General features: G+C 35.7%; 13 protein-coding genes. 5 read left to right on the top strand and 8 right to left on the bottom strand.

The annotated features are described in order from the left end of the window. Positions 1-14 precede the first annotated feature (14 nt). The 3 genes from KO524_RS02920 (at position 15) to KO524_RS02910 (ending at position 2,876) form a co-directional block, all read left to right on the top strand. Entirely contained in the window at positions 15-1,682 is a 1,668-nt protein-coding gene (locus tag KO524_RS02920; protein ID WP_219289725.1) for a tetratricopeptide repeat protein, read from the top strand. 116 nt (positions 1,683-1,798) lie between these two features. Beyond that, positions 1,799-2,431 (top strand): 7-carboxy-7-deazaguanine synthase QueE, encoded by a 633-nt coding sequence (locus tag KO524_RS02915; RefSeq protein ID WP_219289722.1) that lies wholly within the window; start codon positions 1,799-1,801, stop codon positions 2,429-2,431. Between the two features lie 40 nt (positions 2,432-2,471). Continuing rightward, positions 2,472-2,876, top strand: a complete 405-nt coding sequence (locus KO524_RS02910; RefSeq protein ID WP_219289719.1) for a DUF2059 domain-containing protein — start codon at positions 2,472-2,474, stop codon at positions 2,874-2,876. A gap of 70 nt (positions 2,877-2,946) precedes the next feature. Here KO524_RS02910 and KO524_RS02905 read toward each other — a convergent pair whose 3' ends face one another. Continuing rightward, positions 2,947-3,651, bottom strand: coding sequence for a bifunctional 2-polyprenyl-6-hydroxyphenol methylase/3-demethylubiquinol 3-O-methyltransferase UbiG (locus KO524_RS02905; RefSeq protein ID WP_219289716.1), 705 nt, complete (start codon positions 3,649-3,651; stop codon positions 2,947-2,949). A gap of 66 nt (positions 3,652-3,717) precedes the next feature. Between KO524_RS02905 and KO524_RS02900 the strand changes: the two genes are divergently transcribed. After that, positions 3,718-4,212 (top strand): YkgJ family cysteine cluster protein, encoded by a 495-nt coding sequence (locus tag KO524_RS02900; protein WP_219289715.1) that lies wholly within the window; start codon positions 3,718-3,720, stop codon positions 4,210-4,212. A gap of 22 nt (positions 4,213-4,234) precedes the next feature. Here KO524_RS02900 and KO524_RS02895 read toward each other — a convergent pair whose 3' ends face one another. From KO524_RS02895 to KO524_RS02865, 7 genes are all read right to left on the bottom strand, one after another. Next, on the bottom strand, positions 4,235-4,468 hold the full coding sequence (locus KO524_RS02895) for a hypothetical protein (RefSeq protein ID WP_219289712.1): 234 nt from the start codon (positions 4,466-4,468) through the stop codon (positions 4,235-4,237). A gap of 114 nt (positions 4,469-4,582) precedes the next feature. Further along, on the bottom strand, positions 4,583-5,347 hold the full coding sequence (locus tag KO524_RS02890) for a LytTR family DNA-binding domain-containing protein (RefSeq protein WP_219289709.1): 765 nt from the start codon (positions 5,345-5,347) through the stop codon (positions 4,583-4,585). Between the two features lie 65 nt (positions 5,348-5,412). Then, positions 5,413-6,732: a RagB/SusD family nutrient uptake outer membrane protein gene (locus tag KO524_RS02885; RefSeq protein WP_219289706.1), complete on the bottom strand. Its 1,320-nt coding sequence runs from the start codon at positions 6,730-6,732 to the stop codon at positions 5,413-5,415. 18 nt (positions 6,733-6,750) lie between these two features. Beyond that, positions 6,751-10,086: a SusC/RagA family TonB-linked outer membrane protein gene (locus tag KO524_RS02880; RefSeq protein ID WP_219289703.1), complete on the bottom strand. Its 3,336-nt coding sequence runs from the start codon at positions 10,084-10,086 to the stop codon at positions 6,751-6,753. 11 nt (positions 10,087-10,097) lie between these two features. Continuing rightward, positions 10,098-12,680: a zinc-dependent metalloprotease gene (locus tag KO524_RS02875; protein ID WP_219289664.1), complete on the bottom strand. Its 2,583-nt coding sequence runs from the start codon at positions 12,678-12,680 to the stop codon at positions 10,098-10,100. Between the two features lie 105 nt (positions 12,681-12,785). Then, complete coding sequence (locus KO524_RS02870; RefSeq protein WP_219289661.1) at positions 12,786-14,339, bottom strand: histidine kinase; 1,554 nt, start codon at positions 14,337-14,339, stop codon at positions 12,786-12,788. 29 nt (positions 14,340-14,368) lie between these two features. Beyond that, entirely contained in the window at positions 14,369-15,583 is a 1,215-nt protein-coding gene (locus KO524_RS02865) for an exo-beta-N-acetylmuramidase NamZ domain-containing protein (RefSeq protein ID WP_370629713.1), read from the bottom strand. A gap of 22 nt (positions 15,584-15,605) precedes the next feature. Between KO524_RS02865 and KO524_RS02860 the strand changes: the two genes are divergently transcribed. Beyond that, positions 15,606-16,841 (top strand): FtsX-like permease family protein, encoded by a 1,236-nt coding sequence (locus KO524_RS02860; protein ID WP_219290543.1) that lies wholly within the window; start codon positions 15,606-15,608, stop codon positions 16,839-16,841. Positions 16,842-17,776 lie beyond the last annotated feature (935 nt).

Genomic DNA, 17,776 nt, shown 5'->3' with positions numbered 1-17,776 from the left:
TAAAACCAAAAAAAATGAATAAGTACACTATTTTTAGTCTGTTATTAACTGGGTTAACCGCTGCTGGTGTATCTGCTCAGGATTTAGAACAGGCAAAAAAAGCCATCAATGATGAGCAATTTGATAAAGCCAAATCAATTTTGAAAACATTGGTTAAATCAAAACCTAACGACGGTAAAAACTTTTACTACTTAGGTGATTTATTCTTGATGGAACAACAAGTGGATTCCTCAAAATACTATTTTACGAAAGGTACTGAGGCTAAAAACAAAGGAAGCTTAAATTTTATTGGATTAGGGCAAATTGCATTGGATAATAACAATGCTAAAGAAGCCAAAACCAATTTTCAAAAAGCAGAAAAGGAAATTAAAAAGAAAGACAATGATGAGTTGTTGTTGATTGCGAAAGCCAACTTAAATTCTTCACATCCAAATGCTGCGGATGCTATCGTTTATGCCAATAAAGCGATTGCAAATGATGTAAAAAATGCGGAAGCTTATTTGGTGTTGGGAGATGCTTATATGTTAAATAAGAATTTCAGTGATGCGTTTAGCGCATATAGAGAAGCTTATAGTTATGACCCAACAATGTTAAAAGCCAAATTACAATTGGCTGTAATTACAAAAAGAGCTCGTGCTTATAAAGATGCGATAGATGGGTTTCAAGAAATAATCAAAATTGACCCAAAATATGCACCTGCTTATAGAGAAATGGCAGAGACTTACAAATTATGGGCAAACAACAGCTCTAAATCGGATGAATATTTAGGACTTGCTTTAGCCAACTATAAAAAGTATATGGAACTTTCGGAAGGTTCTATGGAGTCTCAGTTGCGTTATGCAGATTTCTTGGTATTGACCAAAAATTATACAGAACTTGAAAAAGTAGCCAAAGAATTAAAAGCTAAGGAAAATATCAATCCTAGAATTTTGAGATATTTGGGGTACTCTTCTTATGAAAACGGTCACTATGCCGAAAGTATCGAAGCTTTAAATTCATTTTTAGCTAAGGCCAACCCAAAGCATATCATTGGTCGTGATTATTTTTATTTAGGATTATCTAAGATGGCTAAGGCTAAAAATGCTGATCACAGTATAAAAGATGAAAATCTATATCGTGAAGGAGTAGCAGATTTGGAAAAAGCTGTTGTAGTAGAACCGGCCATCGCTTTTGAATTCAAAGAACCGGCTTTTAAATTATTTGAGTTAAAACAATATGCTCAAGCAGCTGATATTTTTGGTGTTTCAGCTAAAGTTGAAAGTCAAGATAATTATATATACGACAACTATTATTTAGGTTATTCGTACTATATCTTGGGTAAAGATGCTCCAGATGCACCGCTATTAAATAAAGCTAATGATGCTTTTGCAAAAATGATTGCGAAATCACCAATTACAAAAGAAGCTTACCTTTATAAAGCACGTTCAAACAGATATATCGATACTCCAGAGTCACGTGAAATCATGACGGTAGATTATTTGGGTTATATCAAAGCAATTCAAGATAAAAATGAATTGGCGAAACCTGAAAATAAAGATGGTTTAATCGAAGCTTATACACATATTGGTGCTCATTATGCAAATACGGATGTAAATGATAAGGCGATTGAATATCTAAATAAGGTTCTTCAGTTAGATCCTAGTAATGATTTTGCTAAATCAACGATTAAGGCTTTAAAATAAAATATCTTACCATAGAATCATAAAAACTTGCTTCATTTATATGAAGCAAGTTTTTTGTTTTTTATAAGAAACTATCAAATTCGAATGCACTATCTTTGCACATTAATTTTATAGGAATGCAAAAGGTTGATTTACAAAAAGAAGTAGCAAATGGCACTGTTTTGCCTTTGATGGAAGAGTTTTATACCATTCAAGGGGAAGGGTTTCATACGGGAACAGCAGCCTATTTTATAAGAGTGGGCGGTTGTGATGTAGGATGTCATTGGTGTGATGTAAAGGAGAGTTGGGACGCGGAACTTCATCCGCCTACAGCCATTGAAGAGATTGTTGCACGTGCTTCTAAACAGGCTAAATTAGCTGTGGTAACTGGTGGAGAACCTTTGACTTGGAATATGGATGCATTGACTTTGGCTTTAAAACAAGCAGGCATGATTGTTAATATGGAAACTTCAGGGGCTTATCCATTGTCCGGAACCTGGGATTGGATTTGTTTGTCTCCAAAAAAAACAAAGTTACCCGTAGAAAGTGTTTATCAAAATGCACACGAATTAAAGGTTGTTATTTATAATAAACACGACTTTATATTTGCAGAAGAACAAGCAGCTTTAACGAATGATCGTGCGATTTTGTTTTTACAACCCGAATGGAGTAAACACGAAGAAGTGATGCCGTTGATTGTGGAATATGTAAAAGAAAATCCGAAGTGGAGAATATCACTTCAAACACATAAATATTTGGATATTCCGTAAATTGCGTTAAATTTACAGCTTAATCGATAAAAGGATTTTTATGAAAAAGTTATTATTCTCTGTGGTCTTTATATGTGTAGCGCAATTTTCTTTTGCTCAAGACGCTGCATTTAAAGGAGATATGAAAAAATTTATGGAGTTAAGTGGTCAAATGTCTACATTTGAATTATTGACTAAAGATATTGTTGACAATATCCCTGATGCTAAAAAAGCGGATTTTCAAAAGGAATTGAAAACGAGTTTAAATGGATTAATGGATAAAATGGCAGACATGTATATGACTGAATTTACTCACGCAGATGTAAAAGAATTTATAAAGTTCTATGAAACTCCAGCTGGAAAAAAGTTAAGCTCAAAAACCAACGTATTGTTTGAAAAAGGACAAGCTATTGGTCAAGAGTGGGGTATGGGACTTCAAGGAATTATGATGAAATATATGGAGTAAGCACCCCATAGGTGAAATAAAAAAAGAGCTACCATTGGTAGCTCTTTTTTTATTTCTTAGGCATGGATTACTATATATATAATTTGGCCAAATAATCATAATGCTTGCCTTCGTGAATTAATTCGCATTGTAAACCGTTGGCATGTGCTGCATTTTGAAGTGTATTATAATCAAGGTAGAGCCAGTCAAATACATCTTCTGTCTGTCCTTTGTAGGTCACCGTAAATTCCAGTTCGCCGTAATAATCTTTGTTTTGAGGAATCCATTTACCTCCATCTTCATCTTCGTCAAACATATAGATTAAATCGCTGCTGTCTATAAGGATTTGTCCTCCTGGGGCGAGAAGTGATTTTAGTTTGGAAAGATAGGTAGTTATACGGTTCAATTTTCCAAAAATACCCGTTCCATTCATAAGTAGTAATAAGGTGTCGAAGGGCCCTTCTTTATAATCCAATAGGTCGATACAGACCGCTTTAGTGATTCCCCTTAATTTACAGGCTTCAATTGCTGCAGGCGACCAGTCGATAGCGGTAACGTCTAAACCTTTTTTAAGCAACTCTAAGCTATGACTTCCGGCGCCACAACCAATATCAAGAACTTTACCAGAACTCATGTCTAGGGCCTTCTGTTCCAATTTAGGCATGTCTTGATAAGTTCTAAACAGATAGCTCACTTCCATTTCATCAGTTTCGGTGATATCGGTTTCAGTAAAGAGGTTTTCCGGGCTATTGTTAACTTGATAATCCAAAATGGCTTGTCCAAATAAATCTTTCATCTATTTTAAATATAAAAGTGTTTGTTGCTTTTAAGAATGTGTAAATTTGTACCCTAATTACAGTAAATGGAACAATTTTTAAAAGAGCTTCCTAAGCTTGCCAAAGATAAACATATAGAGAATAAAAAGTATTTTGATAAGCTAAAAAAGAAGACTCCTAAGAATTTAGATTATCAAATGGAAGAGATTCATACCGCTGTTTTTAAAAAAACGGATTGTTTGTCTTGTGGAAATTGTTGTAAAACAACCGGACCGCTATTTACGTCGGCAGATATTGAACGTATTTCAAAACATTTAAAACTCAAACCTCAAGTTTTTATCAATCAGTATTTGCGCATAGACGAGGATCAGGATTATGTGTTGCAAACCGTGCCTTGTACGTTTTTAGATCACGAAAACTATTGTATGATTTATGAAGTGAGACCGAAGGCTTGTAGAGAATTTCCACATACCGATCGAAAGAAATTCCAGCAAATAGCAAACCTCACTTTGCAAAATGTTGCGATTTGTCCCGCAGCTTATAAGGTGGTCGAAGAACTAAAAAAGAAAATGCCTTTGTAGTAAAGGCATTTTATATATAGGTTTAGATAAAAAAGTGTTCCTGTTCTAAAAGCTGTTCTATTTCTTCGTCACGCAATTCTTCGTTTTCATCGTTGGTCAGCTGGTCAAATTGAACTTTGATATATTCTAACAATTCGAGTACCAACTCTTTGAGTTTTTCAAAAAAGCTTAGCGCATCTTCTATATAGCCTTTAACCAGATCAAAAAGATCAAGCATTCTTTCAATAAAGGCGGCTATTCTATCCACGTATTTCATAATTTGGCAATTTTGGTTATATTCTTTTTTCAAATATAATAAATATAATGACTTATAATTTGATTTAAGACAAAACTAACATTTTAAAAATAGAGCTTTTAAACTACTGTCAACTTACTGATTTAACCAGATTTTTAATTCGTTAATTTGACTTTTACTTACCAAAATAGGTGAATTGGATACCGGAGTTGGCGTTAATATAAGTTCTATTCGCTGACTGCTGTGTTTGATGATTTCTCCTATGGAGTCAATGTGCACAATAAACTTGCGATTAACCTTAAAAAATTTGGTTTCATCGAGTTTTGCTATAATGTCTTTAATAGTGTCGTTGTAAATATAGCTATTCCCATCGCGGGTATATAGAAAGAGGTGTTTTCCCGAACCTTCAAAATAGGCTATGTCGCTGCTGATAATCGATTTTAATTTATATCCATGGGTAACCAGAAACCGATTCTTAATGCCGGTTTCACTAGCGTTATTTATGGCGACTATAGAGTCTAAGGTATGGGTGTTTTCTAATTTTAGAGCTAAAGAAGTGAATTTCCGTAAGGCTTGGTGCAAGGCGGCTTCCTCAAACGGTTTTAATATATAATCTATAGTAAATTGTTTGAATACCTTTAAGGCATAGGTGTCGTAGGCCGTTATAAAAATTATGGGAGCAGTAATGGTCAATTGCTCAAAGATTTCAAAACTCTTACCATCTCCTAAATGAATATCCATAAAGATTAAATCGACGCTTTGATCTTTAAAAAAATTCAAGGATTGTTGTACGGATCGTAAAACGACGATTTCCTTAATGGAAATAAAAGACTGCTTTTCTAAAAGTGATTTTAGATAAGTAGCCGCCAAAAGTTCATCTTCTACAATAGCAACTTTCATTTTTATGTAAAAGTACAAAAAAAAGAACCGTCTAAGAATAAATCTTAAACGGTTCGGGGGGCTACTTATAAATTGGGGTTGTTGAGTCGAGCATTTCTCGGATAAGGTAAGGTATATCTAGGATCCTTATCCAATAAAATGTATTCTTTGCCTTCTACTTTATGTACTATTCGTTTTTGATTCATTCTTCTTAAATCAAACCAACGTTGTCCTTCTAAAGCAAATTCTTTAAAGCGCTCCTTTTCTATAAATGCTAAAAGTGCTTCTGGGCTCATCGCATCGATTTGATCACCTAGTTCTGCAACAACTATGGTTTTATATCGGTTTTTAATCAGCAGTTTTATACTGTTTTTTGCTTCTTCCATACGGTTTAGTTTTACCGAAGCTTCGGCTTTGATAAAATAGAGTTCAGCAGTTCGTAAACTTACTTTTAGCTCTTGTTGTCCCGCTTTAATTACCATCATTTTATCATCGGACTTCTCGAAGTACAGCGGGTACCTTAAGTCGTTTTCGACGTCAAAGGCAGCGAGTAATTCTACAGAAGCAAAAGTGGCGTTTTTTACTTGGCTGTAATAGGTGTCTTCTAAGGCTAAGATAGATTCGGTAGAAGTAAATAAATTGGGAAGTGTGTTGACAGTATTCAAATCTTGTAAGGCGCTTTTATAAACCAAAGCTTGTTCCGTACTTTGAAGGGCTTGATCCCATTTTTCTTCATATAAATAAACTCGTGCTTCAAAGGCATATAAAGCCGCTTTTGAAAAACGGTAGTTTAAACCTTTTTCTTGACTGTTTAGTTGTAATAAACCTTTTGCCTTATCGAGGTCGTTGTGTATTTGATCATAAACCTTTTGCGTAGTTTCGGGTTGTAATACCAGTTCCAGGTCTAATTCTAGAGCTAAGGGAATGGCTTTGTCTGTTTGAGAGGTTGTAATATTATAAGGTTTAGCGTATAAGTTGACTAAATCAAAAAAGGCATACGCTCTCAAGGCATATGCTTCGCCTAACATTTGGTCCTTTTCCGTTGAGCTCGGAAGTATCTTAGCACCTTCATTAATTACGTGATTTACATAAAAAATAGAAGTGTAAAATTGTTGCCAAGGGAAAGCTGTGGTATTGTTGTCCAGAGACAAATCTTGCCACATAAAAATCTCTCTGTACGTTTTAAAATCATAAGCTTCCACATCGAGGTTTAACTCATCTGTACGCAAGGCTGTCAAGGCTTTGTGTCTGGGATACGTAGAATAAGCGGAAGTCATCAACCCTCTAAAGTCTTCTGGAGTTTTAGGAATTACCATTCCCTCTGGCTCTATGTCTAAAAAACGGTCACAACTCGCAGCACCAAGGCTGAGAGTTAGACAACTAATGAATATGAATATTTTTTTCATGGTAGTGGTTCTTGTTGATTAAAATGTGAAGTTTAGGCCTATTGTAAATGATTTAGAAATCGGTTGTGCATAAATGCTACCGTAAGTTTCTGGATCAAAATATCCAGAATAATCCGTTCCAAAAACCAATAGGTTTCTACCTTCCAAGCTTATTCTTGCATTTTGAATTTTTAGAGCATCGGTTAAGGCTTTTGGAAAAGTATAGCCCAATCGAATACTACTAATTCTGATATAGCTCATTTCTTTTGCCCAAATGTCTAAATACTTGTAGCTATTAGATACATCGGAAATTGCAAACCATTGATGAGCCATCCAATCGTCTTCATTACCAGAAGTTGGACTACTTATAGCCGGCAAATTACCTTGTGGGTTACTAGGTGACCAAGCATTTAATACGTCTGTAGTATAGTTTTGACCACGGTCAATTAAAGCACTGTTGTAAGGTGGATTTCTAACTACTGTTTGCTTAATATTAAAGGCAGCAGAAATATTAATATCGAAATTGTTAATCACAAAATTATTGATAATTCCTCCTGTGAATTTGGGATCTTTATCACCGATAACCGTAAATAGATTTCTAAACTCTTCATTGGTCAAATTCGATTTGGAGAATTCACCAGGCATAATTTCTTCAAATGCATCGTATAATTGAAAAAAGTCTTTAGCACCAACTTTTTCACCATCTTTCCAAAATAAGATATTTCCATGCTCATCTAATCCTGCGGTTTTTAACCCATAAACGGCATTAATAGCATTTCCTTGGCCTGATGGAAGGAAGCTAGAATTTCTCGTTTCTACACGATCAATTTTACTTTTGTTATGCGCAAAGTTAAAGTTGGTACTCCATTTGAAATTAGGGCGGTCAATATTTCTAGTTGAAATTGAAATTTCATATCCTTTATTAGATATTTGTGCCCAGTTCATATTGGTAAATTCAAAACCATTTTCCAATGGCAATTCGCGTAGCCCAATCAAATCGGTACTGTTTCTATCATAAACATCCACAGCAACACTTACTCTGTTTTGGAACATTCCTAAATCAAAACCAAAATTGCTGTTGGTCGTTTTCTCCCACCTTAATTTGTTGTTTGGCGGATTTAATACTTGAATATTTGTTTCAGAATGTCCTGGTAATATCGAAACTTGTTTGTATTCTCCAACTACAAAAGGGGAGGTGTTTTTATCGATGTTTCCTTGTAAGCCGTAAGAAGCTCTTAGGCGTAAGTTAGATACAAAAGTCAAGTCTTCCATAAACTTTTCGTTGGAAACCAACCAAGAAGCCGATGCAGACCACAACGGTAAATATTTATACTTAGGATCAACGCCAAATAGGTTGGAACCGTCGTAACGTACACTACCAAAGAAAGTGTATTTACGGTCATACGTATAGGCTGCTGTGGCAAAAAATGAAGCAAATGAGTTCTCTAAGTGCGTCTTTTTATAGCTTTCGTATTCTTTTTCTCTAGAGATTTCTTCATTTGGAAACATAATCGGCTTCGTAGTCAAGGTCTTTGGGTCGTATCCAAAACCTTTGGTCATGAGTAATTTGCTATCCGTTTTTCTAATCTCGGTACCCGCCATAACATCAATTTCATGTAAATCTTTGATGATGGTGTTGTAGGTAAGTTGCGTTTTCCAATTATATTGAAAAAAATCTTGTTTCCAGTTCTGGATTATACCTCCTTCAGGTAAGAAATAATAGTAACCACCGTCTTTATAACGACGGGTTTTTTCGCGTTCTTTTCTAGTGAAATAGCTCTCTTTTCCGGTGTATTTTTCCGTATCGTTATTGTCGAGCTGTAGCCCCAATTGCGAGGTGAATTTTAAATCGTCTGTAATGTCGTAATTAACGTCGATGATAGCTTTCAAAGCGTTGTTTTTTAAATCGTATGAAGTGTTTTCTCTTTCTTCAAATAGATTGAAAGGAATATAACGATCGCTATATCCATCGATATCTTTGTCGTAATTAAAACTACCATCGGCGTTGTAAGGCGTTAGATAGGGGTTGACATTTCTAGAGTAATTAGAAGGGTTTATTGCTGCATCAGTATCGGATACATAAGATTTTTTATTGACCTGTGTCCCAAATAATCCAACACCTACTTTTAATTTATCGCTAACCTGAAAATTGTTTTTTAAGGTTAAGTTATACCTTTCAAAACCCGTTCCTATAGTTGCTCCTTCTTCGTCGTAGTAACCTAAAGAAAAGTAGTAATCGGAACGATCACCACCACCAGATAAACTCAAACCGTATTGTTTATTAATGGCAGTTTGATATATTGCATCTCCCCAATCGGTTTGATTTCTTCTAAGGTTATTGATGTTTTGTTGTGTTGTAGGACTTAATGATCCAAAACCATTTTGTCTAAATAGTTCCAATTCGCCACTAGCATTTAATATTCTAGAGATTTCTCCTTTATCAGTTCTATAGTTTAAGTCGGAACGACCTGCTAACATCAATTCAAAATCTACTTTTTCATTGGCATTCATCAAATTTAATTTGGAGAAATCCGGTTTCTGAGTGATAAAGGTGTTTGCGGTGAAATTGACTTTCATATCACCTTTTTTACCTCTTTTAGTTGTAATCGAAATAACCCCATTTGCGGCTCTAGCTCCGTAAATAGCCGTTGCGGCAGCATCTTTTAAGATGGTAATATCTAAAATATCGTCTGGATTTAATCCTGCGATAGAGAAGTTTTGCAATTGATCGAGATTTTCTTTGTCGTTAAAATTGGGAATGTCGTTACCTTCTAAAGGCATACCATCAACAACCCAAAGAGGGTCTTGTGGACCTGATAAAGAAGCCGTTCCACGAATTCTAATCTTTGCGGGTGCTCCTGGTGCTCCAGTAGGGGTAGATACAGCAACTCCGGCAATTTGACCCGATAATAATTGATCGACACTGGCAACACCAACTTGCTTGATGTCTTCCATACTAACTTGACCAACGGCCGAGGTAAGTTTTCTTTTTTCAATGGTTTGGTAGCCCGTTACGACTACTTCTGTCATCATGTTGCTATCGGTAGAAAGTCCTACAATATAGTGGGATTTCGGTGTTAAGTTAATTAGCCTAGAGTCATATCCCATATAACTGATACGGATTGCTTTAACGCTTTTGGGAATTTCCAAACTAAAATTACCGTCAATATCGGTAACCGTACCAATACTAGTACTTTGAATGACTCCTTTTTGATCGGTTGAATTGGAAACCGATTGTGTTTCTACGACAACAGAAGCACCCGGCAAACTAAGTTTGTCGGCAGCATCTTGCACGAAGCCGGTAATGGTTCTTTTCTCTTGAGCATAACTCATGGAGAATAAGAGAAGGGTGAATATTAGAAGTGTTTTTTTCATGTCGTTTTTTATTATATGTTTAATGCTTCTTCAATTCTGCTTACTAAATCGCGGTAGTGTGCACGTGTAGCAGTATCTCCAGAGTTTTTCTTTTTAGTTACCAGTTTGAGAATTTTCGCAAGCTCTGCTTTTTTATAAGTAGTGATTTCAGAAACGCGCTTCATCGATGAATAATTGATGTTTCTCAACATTTTGTCACTGTCAATATGATTACATAGAGCGGGTATTCTCAAGGTTTGATCAAGTTGAACGGTGCTTTTTGATGTTTTTTCAAATAATTTGTTTGTAGATATAATTAAAGCATCTACATAATTCTTTTGTGTCATCCTTTCTAGAATACTTAAAGACTTACCTTTATTAGTTGTACCAAAAATGGCACCATTTATAGCTTTAAATAGATCAGATACACTATAAAAGTCTTCCTTGCTTAGTTCTGTCTGTATTAATTCATTTTCTGTCATACGCAAAAGACGATCGTCCATAAACATTTCGTAGATTACGGAATATTGTAATTCTCGAGCCAAGGTATAAGGAGAGTATTCAAATGGACCTACTGGGGAGTCTTTAAGCGGATATGTTTTTTCTAATACTTCATTAAAAAACAACCATTTTGGTAAGTGAATTACTTGATTAATTAAGTATTGAGTCGCTTTTTTTTGCATGGCAACCGGCACGGCTTCATAAGCTTTTTTACCATCTCCAAATACCGTGTTATTTAAATAAATTCCACCAATATTGGCCAAAACATGCTTGTTATACATTTGCCATTGTCCGATAGTTCCAATATAGAGTTTACCGGTTTCGTAATACGATTCACCATCTTCTGCAGTCCAATTGGTCAGATTTTCAATTACGCGTTGTAAGTTTTTTACGCCGTATTCACTTGCTAAAACAGCATCATTTCCCAAGTCTTCCGACTGTGATCGGGGATCGATTGTATTGGATAAACCTTGTTGTTCGCCATAAAAGTACAAAGGATCGTCTTGATGCTGAACAAGCAATTGTCGTAAAGCGGTTTTCTCTTGTTCCATTGTTGGGTACCAACGGTATCCCCAATCTATAGCGTATTTGTCATAAATTCCGATTTTCGGGGTAATTGCCGTAATGTTGTCTTCGGGTTGTGCAACGTAGTTATAACGAGCATAGTCCATTATGGAAGGAGCAGTGCCACCCATTCTTTCTGTAAATTCTTTGGATCTTAAAGAAGCTACTGTAAAGGCAAATGAAGCCCCCATATTGTGTTTTAATCCAAAAGTATGACCAACTTCATGAGAGGATACAAAACGAATGGCTTCCCCCATATGTTCGTCGCTAAATTTATTTCCTCTTGCTTTAGGGTCAATAGGACCGGTCTGTATGCGCATCCAGCTTTGTAATGAAGTCATTACATTATGCCACCAGATAATATCGGCTTCGATGATTTCGCCACTTCTAGGGTCCACAACGGATGGCCCCATTGCATTTGCTTTCGGTGATGCAGCGTAAGTTATAACAGAATAGCGAACATCGTCTATGTCAAAATCTAAATCGGCTTCGGTAGGTTCTTTGGCTATAATAGCATTTTTAAATCCGGCTTCCTCAAAAGCAGCCTGCCAATCGTGAACACCATCGATGATTTTTTGACGCCATTGTTTTGGTGTTGCAGGATCGATATAATATACTATTGGTTTTTTGGGCTCCACCAAGTCACCCTTAAGGTATTTCTCTATATCCTCAGATTTGGGCTCTAAACGCCATCGCGTAATGATTTCCTTTTCTTCCATCGCATGCTGCTGGTCGTTAAAATACCAATGCTTTTCAGTGAAATACCCAATGCGTTTGTCGGAAAATCGCGGTTGCATTGGCGTTTTTGAAAGTAGAACGATATTCGTTGTTATTCCCAAAGTTACGGCTAAATCAGAACCGCCCTCATTTACTGAAGTGGTTAGCTGAGATTTTATGACCATGTTTTCAGGAAAGGTTTTTACGGCTTCAATATAGGATAAGTTCGATTTTACTGAACCTCCTAAACCCAAATTGCTCAATACATCGTTAAAGCTTTTTTGGTTACCGTCAAAAACTTTATTAACCTTAATCACTACTGAGGTGGAATCGTTGTTTTTGGCTTCAATGTCAAATACCTCAATAATCGATTCGGCAAAGTTGTTCTTTACCGACTGTGTGATAGCATCTTCCGCAGGTGAAGACACTCTTGGAACTAAGGTTTTTACCCAAATTTTATTGGCTAAAGTGTCTTTGTGAAAGGTAATTAATTTGTTTTCATAGTTCATTCCCTTATTAATTCCTGCTTCATTGACTTGTAGAGGAACTTGAGATAGTTTGTTTACAATCAGAAATTGACGGTCAAACAAGCTATCTGGAATTTCAAAATACACTTCTGTCTTGACTTGGATAGTATTGAACATACCTTTTTTATAACTACCTTTTTTAATGAGGTCGTTGTAGTTTTTTGCTTTTGTTGACGTAGAATCTTTTTCTGTTTTATCCTCTTTTGCTTTTTTATCTTTTTTCTGTGCAAAGGTTACAGTAACATTCATAACCAACATTAAAAGTAGTAATGTTTTGATTTTTAGTCTCACCGTGTTTTTACTCATTCCCATGTTAAGTTAAAGTTAATACGCCTTAAAACTATTGTCATTTTTTAAATCCTGAAAATATTTAGGAGTGAATGGGATTTATAAGGGAGTGACTGGTTTTTTTTAACATTTAATCAAGGGTAAAGTACAGACAAAATGATTGTTTTTAATTTCTATTTTAAAGGATTCACATTCGTAAAATTGATAAATCGTTTGTAGGTACTTAAGTCCAAAACTTTCACTGTCAGAAGAGGTTTGTTTTTTTTGTAAGTTGTTGGTCACAATGACCTTATCTTGTTGAACTAACAGTTGTATGAGTAAGGGTTGTTCCAAAGTTGCAATATTGTGTTTTAAGGCATTTTCGATGGTAATTTGTAGGGCTAAATAGGGGATGCATAACGGTGTAATATCTTGAAATTCACTAATTAGTTCAAACCTTAGTTCTTCTGAAAAACGACTTTTTTGTAAACTGATGTATTCATGAACAAAGTTGAGCTCATCTTGCAGGGGAACCATGTTTGTTTCTGGTGGAGTAATTAAATACCTATAGATTTTTGATAGATTTAAGGTGAAATTCTTCGCGTCTTCTTTGTTTAAATCAATCAACATATACAACGAATTCAATGAATTGAATAAGAAATGTGGGTTGATTTGGTTTTTGAGCTGTTGTAGTTGAGTTAAGGCTTTTTCCTTGTTGAATTTTTCGTTTTCTACTGCGAGTAGTTCTCGTTCTCGGTATGCTTTTTTATTGGCTTGGTTAAAGAGGTAAAAAACAAACAGGATTAAGGAGACCGAGGTGATAAAGATTAAGGAGGTGTATTTTTTTACCTCATTATTTAATTCGTCGCTGTTAATTTTTGGGTAGTTGACACAGATGTAGCCTTCGAAGTTTCGTGTTTTGAATGGGCTTACAAAGTGGATTACTTCCATTTTTAAATATTGAGACAAGATTACTGGAGGATTGTTGAAAGATCGATCCATTAAGGTGTCTGTGGGTTTTATTCCAGCAAAATCGAATACATTTTTACCGATTTTTTCAATTTCTGGATGAAAAATACAGGTTCCGTCTGGAGTGAAAATATAAGCATAATTCGTATTACTTTCGTCTATATTTGCAAGATACTGGTGAAGCTTTTGTAAATTTACAGTAAAACCATATTGTCTTTTTCTACCTGATTCCAATTGGATTTGCCCCATAACTACCCAAAGTAAACTGTCGTTAAAGCTAATGATGCGTTCGAGCTTTTTAGGTCTCTGAATTTGCCTGTTCAACTGGTCTAAAATATCGGCATGCTCCATTTCTTTGGGATGCCCGTAAGAATAGGCGGGCTGTGCTTCGGTGTCGTAATCCAAAAACCAGTTACTTTCAACTAATTGAGCGTTTTTATCTATATCGTTTAATACGTCCAATTTCTGTTTGATTTCGTCTGAAGTTCCTGTTTGTACTAAATCATGTAAGATGTTTAATTGTTGGTCTAATCGGATAAATTCATTGTGTAATGCTTTCTGTTTTTTATAAAAGGCTTTCTTGGCGATGTCTTTATTAAAGTCTTCGCTGTTTTTTGTAATCAGATGACCTAATACAAACAACGCGCCTACGGTTATTAATAGAACAGGAATGCTGATTAATAATAAGGTCCGGCGTTGTAATGGCTTTTGGGGTTTAATCTTAAACATATCTAATAATAAAAGTAAAATTACACTTATTAATTATAGATTAAATACGGTTTTCGCATTCCTTCAAATATTTGAATTCCATTAGTCCAACTTTCTCGGATTTCACTCTCGCTCCATCCCATTTCTATCTGCTTTTGTAAAGCAGTGGTTCCTGCAAGTTTTGTAAAAAAGGGTATAAAAAAAGAGTCTTGTTTTTCACTGTTTTTATAAGCCTTTAACAACCATTGCAAATCTAAGGGGCGTTTCACTGCATATTGGCTTAGGTTTTCGCCAAAACACAATTTCCCCTTGTTCATTGGGTCTTTTGAAGCGGCGTTGGGTTGTGGTGTAAAGGAGTAAGGCATGTTTTTTAAATAGGGCGAACCGTAAATTTGAAATTGTAAATCGGTACCTCTGCCTGAGCTGACATTTGTTCCTTCAAAAAAGCATAAACTCACATAGAGTTTAATCGCTTGCATATTGGGAAGATTTGGCGATGGGGCAATGGGTAATTCGTATGGAGTATTTCTATTATAGTTATTACATGAGATAACTGTTAGTTGACATTTGATGCCGTTTGCAAGCCATTTTTCACCGTTAATCATGTTACCGTATTCTCCTATTGTCATACCGTGCAAAACCGGAATGGGGTGCATACCAATAAAGCTTTTGTTTTTCATTTCCAAAATGGGACCATCAATGGTAGAGCCGTTGGGATTTGGACGGTCTAAAATAATTACGGGTATGTCATTTTCTGCACAGGCTTCCATCAGATAGTGTAAGGAAGAAATATAGGTATAGAATCGAGCGCCTACATCTTGCAGGTCAAATAACATAACCTCGACGTCTTTCAGTTGTTCTTTAGTAGGTTTTTTGCTCGAACCATATAAAGATATAATAGGTAGGTTGGTTTTTGGATCTTTGCTGTCTTTTACGAGTTCACCGGCATTTGCCGTACCTCTAAAGCCGTGTTCAGGCGCGTAAACTTTAATAATATTGACCTTGTTTTTTAATAGGAAATCGACAGTAGATTCTAATTTTTTGCTGTCAGACGTTGATACGGTTCCGGTCTGATTGGTTAATATTCCAACTTTTTTTCCTTTTAGTAAATGCACGTAATCTGCAATCCTTTCGGCTCCTACTTCAATACGTAAGGTCGGCTCTGATAATAATGCTGTTATTCTTGTTGAAGCATTTGCTTGATTTGTTGAATTTCCACAAGAAACAAATAGTACTAATAGGAATAAAACTGTATTTTTGAACATTGAATTTGATACCATAAAGATCTTGAAATTAGAATATTTTATTGCCAAAAGGTTAATTACCACTAAAAACTATAAAAGTAGTATATCTGCTCCAATAATTAAAATTGCGATTACAGCAATTGCATTGGGGCTTATTATGATGCTCATTTCTGTGGCAACTGGTTTGGGATTAAAGCACAAAATTAGAGATAAAATCTCTGCTTTCGCAGGTCATATAGTGATTACCAATTATGATGCCAATGAAACGGATTTAAGTTTACAACCCATTTCATTAAATCAGGACTTTTATCCCGAATTTAAAAATATTTCAGGGATTAAAAAGGTTGAACCTTTTGCGATTAAAGCGGGTATTATTCGAACGGAAAATGCCTTTGAAGGGGTTTTGCTTAAAGGCGTGGACTCTAATTATAACTGGCAGGCTATTGAAGAGTTTTTGGTATCGGGAAAATTACCCCAATTCGGAAATGAAATGAGTCAAGAAGTTTTGGTTTCTCAATTGGTTGCCGATCGATTAGAATTGAAATTAGGTGATAAAATAACCACCCATTTTTTAAAGGAAACCGGGAATAAGTTGCCTAATGTCCGTAAATTTGAAATTGTAGGTATATATAGTTCTGGTCTTCAGGAGTTTGATTCTAATGTTGTTATAGGTGATTTAAGACAAGTGCAACGATTAAATCGTTGGAATGCTGATGAAGTGGGTGGATTTGAAGTTGTTTTGAATGATTTTGATAGTATTGTAGAAAAAGGGGATGCCATTTATTTAGAGCTTCCTCCAACGTTAAATAGTCAGACTATCGTTGAAAAGTACGGAAATATATTTAACTGGATTGCAATGTTTGATTTCAATATTGCTGTAATTCTTGTGATTATGGTAGTTGTGGCTGCTATCAATATGATTGTAGCTTTGTTGGTGTTGATTTTAGAGCGTACACAGATGATTGGTGTTTTAAAGGCACTTGGAGCGACGAATTGGTCGATTCGGAAGATCTTTTTATACAATGCAGCTTATTTAATTTTTATAGGTTTGTTTTGGGGAAACCTACTGGGTATAGGACTTCTATTGACGCAACAATACTTTGGGCTAATCAAATTAGATCCCAATTTGTATTATGTTAAAGAGGCACCAGTATTACTTCGACTAACCGATGTGCTTTGGCTTAACGCTGGTGTTGTATTAATTTGCCTTTTGGTTTTATTGATTCCTTCTTATTTAATTACCAAAATTTCACCAGTTAAAGCCATGCGTTTTGATTAAGGTGTTTTAAGATTGCTTGTGAAGGTATGTTCTTGAATTTTGTCTATTTGCCTATTTGTGAATAGTAAATCAGGTAGGGCCATTTTACACCTACAGCTCTTTAAAGCGAATTCGCCCATCTGCCCATTCGCGTATCTGCATTCATGAATAAATAACCAAATAAAGCATTTTTAAACTCACAGCATTTTAAAGCGAATTCGCCCATCTGCCTATTAGCGTATCCGCAAGAATCGTTAACCAAACACAGCAATTTTAAACTCACAGCTCTTTAAAGCGAATTCGCCTATCCGCCCATCCGCGTATTCGCATTCCTTATATATAGGTGTGGTTTTGAGGAGCCCATTTGCCCATTCGTCCATTCGCGTATCCGGATTCAAGAATAGTTAACCAAACACTGCAATTTTAAACCCACAGCATTTTAAGGCAAATTCGCCTATCTGCCCATTCGCGTATCCGCATTCATTATATAGGTATGGTTTTTATGAGCCTATTCGCTGATTCGTCCATTCGCTGATTCGCGAGTGCCTTTAATTTACATACCTCAATTTTAAACCTACAGCACTTTAAAGCGAATTCGCCCATCTGCCCATCCGCGTATCCGCATTCACAAGCTTCCAAGCGAATTTGCCTATCTGCCCATCCGCGTATCCGCCTTCAAGAATAGTTAACAGAGCACAGCAATTTTAAACCCACAGCACTTTAAAGGCGAATTCGCCTATCCGCCCATCCGCGTATCCGCTTTTTTAAGTATCTGCACTAAAGCTAAAGTAAGGGGTATTAGTCTGTTAAGAAAAGAGCGCGATAAATACCAAAAATAAACTTCCAAAAGATTAGGAAAGCTAGAAAAAAGGGCTACTTTTGCACCCGCATTACCGCAGAAGTTCTTTGAGAAACGGAGTTAAAAAAAAGAAACATATAAAAGGAGTTTTACTCTT

The sequence above is a fragment of the Flavobacterium sp. NKUCC04_CG genome, from assembly GCF_019345525.1.
Lineage (GTDB): Bacteria > Bacteroidota > Bacteroidia > Flavobacteriales > Flavobacteriaceae > Flavobacterium.
Note: the sequence above shows the minus strand (reverse complement) of the source record. Positions and strands in the feature narration are given on the sequence as shown.

Bases quoted from the DNA above. Each gene is read 5' to 3' on its own strand.
- KO524_RS02920 (WP_219289725.1), top strand. From the start codon at position 15: ATGAATAAGTACACTATTTTTAGTCTGTTATTAACTGGGTTAACCGCT.
- KO524_RS02915 (WP_219289722.1), top strand. From the start codon at position 1,799: ATGCAAAAGGTTGATTTACAAAAAGAAGTAGCAAATGGCACTGTTTTG.
- KO524_RS02910 (WP_219289719.1), top strand. From the start codon at position 2,472: ATGAAAAAGTTATTATTCTCTGTGGTCTTTATATGTGTAGCGCAATTT.
- KO524_RS02905 (WP_219289716.1), bottom strand. From the start codon at position 3,651: ATGAAAGATTTATTTGGACAAGCCATTTTGGATTATCAAGTTAACAAT.
- KO524_RS02900 (WP_219289715.1), top strand. From the start codon at position 3,718: ATGGAACAATTTTTAAAAGAGCTTCCTAAGCTTGCCAAAGATAAACAT.
- KO524_RS02895 (WP_219289712.1), bottom strand. From the start codon at position 4,468: ATGAAATACGTGGATAGAATAGCCGCCTTTATTGAAAGAATGCTTGAT.
- KO524_RS02890 (WP_219289709.1), bottom strand. From the start codon at position 5,347: ATGAAAGTTGCTATTGTAGAAGATGAACTTTTGGCGGCTACTTATCTA.
- KO524_RS02885 (WP_219289706.1), bottom strand. From the start codon at position 6,732: ATGAAAAAAATATTCATATTCATTAGTTGTCTAACTCTCAGCCTTGGT.
- KO524_RS02880 (WP_219289703.1), bottom strand. From the start codon at position 10,086: ATGAAAAAAACACTTCTAATATTCACCCTTCTCTTATTCTCCATGAGT.
- KO524_RS02875 (WP_219289664.1), bottom strand. From the start codon at position 12,680: ATGAGTAAAAACACGGTGAGACTAAAAATCAAAACATTACTACTTTTA.
- KO524_RS02870 (WP_219289661.1), bottom strand. From the start codon at position 14,339: ATGTTTAAGATTAAACCCCAAAAGCCATTACAACGCCGGACCTTATTA.
- KO524_RS02865 (WP_370629713.1), bottom strand. From the start codon at position 15,583: ATGTTCAAAAATACAGTTTTATTCCTATTAGTACTATTTGTTTCTTGT.